Below are 2,556 nucleotides of genomic sequence, written 5' to 3'. Positions count from 1 at the left end.
CCTCTACACAGGCATTACATGAGGTACAGGCCCACAATTCTTCCCGGCTGATATAATCGTCGAGCAATTGCTTCCCGTCCGGCTCCCATTTTCCTTTATGTGTATCCAGGTGACGTCCGACTTCTTCGAGCCGGTCGCGGGTATCCATCATTATTTTTCTTGGGGATAGTTTTTTTCCGGTCTGATTGGCCGGGCACTCGCTGGTGCAACGCCCGCATTCCGTGCAGGTATAGGCGTTTAATAACTGAATCTGATTCAGGTCCATAACATCGGAGGCCCCGAATTTTTCAGGTGGAGGGGCATCTTCTGCCGGGGCGGCGAAAGGATCCGCGTTCGGATCCATCATCAATGCCACTTCTTTTTGTACAGCTTCGAGATTATTGAATTGTCCCTGTGGTTTGAGCCTCCCGAAATACGTGTTTGGGAAGGCAAGCAGAATATGGAGGTGCTTGGAGAAGTACAAATAATTCAAAAAGAACAGTATCCCCAAAATATGGAGCCACCAGGCCACACGCTCTACCGCGATCAGAGTGGTCTCCGTCCAGCCAGACATCCAGCCCGCGATATAAGAACTGACCGGAAAAGCTCCCGCCTGGTTATAGTATTCCACCCCCATTTCCTGTAGCCGGAAATCCGCAGCATTCATAGTCAGGAAAAGGCCCATCAGGATCACCTCGATGTAAAGGATCAGGTCTGCGTCCTTTTTAGGCCATCCTTTCATCTCGGGTTTCCAGAAGCGTTGGAGCTTGAGCGCATTCCTCCGTATCCAGAACAGGACCACGGCAATGATGACCAAAAGGGCGAGAATTTCAAAGGAACCGATGAGGAAGTTGTAAAAACCTCCCATAAAAGAAAAAATGCGGTGTGTTCCGAATACGCCGTCTATAATGATTTCGAGTACCTCAATATTGATAATGATAAAGCCGAGGTAGACAATAACATGGAGGAAGCCCGATACCGGGCGTACGACCATTTTCTGTTGCCCCAGGGCAATCCGGGCCATGTTTTTCCAACGTTCAGCGGTTAGTCCGGAAACATCCGCGGCTCTTCCCAGCCGGATATTGCGAATAATCTTCCGGATGTTCCGGGTAAAATACCCGATTCCCAGAATGAGGGCCAAGACGAAGAGTATATTCGGTAGTATTCCCATCAATTCGGATCCTTTTCAAGCGCCGGGTCGTTCTCCGGTACTTCGTATTCCTTTTGTTTCTTTCCGAATACCGAAACGTTCACATAGCGCTTGGGATTCAGACGGAAATCCTGAAGCAGCAAATCCAACTCCCGGGAGGCATTAGCCAGGTTCTCATAAAGCGCCTCATCCGTTAAAAGCTTGCCCATGCTACCTTCCCCCTGCTCCATGCGCCGCAGCACCACATCGAGGTTGGCAAGGGTCGCCTCCATATTGCGAACCGTCTGACTGAGCCCGGCATTGGACAGGGAATCCGAAATCTTAGAGAAATTGACTGTTATGTCGTGAATGTTGCCGATGGCACTGTCGAGCTGTCCCTGATTGTCCTTCAGAAAGGAATTGAGATTATTCGTCGTACCCTGAAGGCTTCTTATCAATTGGTTAAGCCCCTGTACGCTCTCCCTGAGGTTCTTTTGTGTATCCGCATCCAGGACGCGATTAAAATTGACCAGTACAGAATCTGCATTTGAAACGGCATCCTCCACCTTGTTCTGGAGCGGGGTTAGTTTCTGCTGCACGAGTTCGGTAATTCCGGGACGAATTCGTGTAGGGAGTGTATCCCCGGACTGGGCTGTAGAACCCTGATCAAAGACCGGTATTATCTGAATCCCCTTTCCGCCGATGATTCCGGTATCGTAAAGCTCCGCCACGCTATTTTTTGAGAAATTGAAATCATTGCTCACCGTAAAGGTCACTATTAAATCCCCGGAACTGTCTTTAAACTTAATACCATTCACTGTCCCCACGCTAAACCCGTTAATGGTAACCTGGGTACCGGCCTGCAATCCCCCCACATGATCGTAAACCGCATAGAAGACTTTGCTGTTGTCAAAAAGGGGCGTGGACTTCAAATAGCTGAACCCCAATATAAACAACAGGATACCGCCTATGACGATAATACCTGTTTTAAGTTCTCTGGAAAATCTCAAACGTTTCGTTTTGGGTTCTAAACAAAATTAGAAATAAAATACGTACCGCCCTCTATCAATTGGAAAGGTACGTCAAAGCTTTGTCCACTGCAATACGCTGTCCGTCTTTATAGGCCACGATATACGCCTGATCATATCCCTTCTTCCGGGCCCCTGCCTGCAGGACTTTTGCCTGCTCGTAGGAGGACGTATTTCCATAGAGAATCCGGTACATAGAATTTACGGGTTCTTTGGAGAGGGTATTCAACCCTTTAAAGTTCGATGGGGTCAGCGGAATATCCTTACTTACTGCCATGAGCTGCACCTTGAAAGTCACCCCGGCATTATCCGCGACTGATGGGTTGGTTTTATCCGGGGTCTCAGCTGCAGGTGTTTTATTTGTTGCATCTGATGAGACGGCTTTGTTCACCGGGGTTCCTGTCGAATCCTCTTTGGCAA

General features: G+C 48.7%; 2 protein-coding genes and 1 pseudogene. All 3 read right to left on the bottom strand.

Annotated elements, in window-relative coordinates; all coding sequences use genetic code 11:
- A partial coding sequence (locus WBV75_RS00015) for a 4Fe-4S dicluster domain-containing protein (RefSeq protein ID WP_424118616.1) occupies window positions 1–1,150 on the bottom strand: 1,150 nt, incomplete at its 3' end.
- Window positions 1,150–2,118, bottom strand: a complete 969-nt coding sequence (locus tag WBV75_RS00010) for an MlaD family protein (RefSeq protein ID WP_424118615.1) — start codon at window positions 2,116–2,118, stop codon at window positions 1,150–1,152. The genes WBV75_RS00010 and WBV75_RS00015, both read right to left, overlap by 1 nt.
- Window positions 2,119–2,173: 55 nt before the next feature.
- Window positions 2,174–2,556: pseudogene (locus WBV75_RS00005) on the bottom strand (N-acetylmuramoyl-L-alanine amidase); the annotation flags it as partial.

The sequence above is a fragment of the Robiginitalea sp. genome (genome assembly GCF_049588695.1).
Classification (GTDB): domain Bacteria; phylum Bacteroidota; class Bacteroidia; order Flavobacteriales; family Flavobacteriaceae; genus Robiginitalea.
This window is presented reverse-complemented; position numbering and strand designations above follow the sequence as displayed.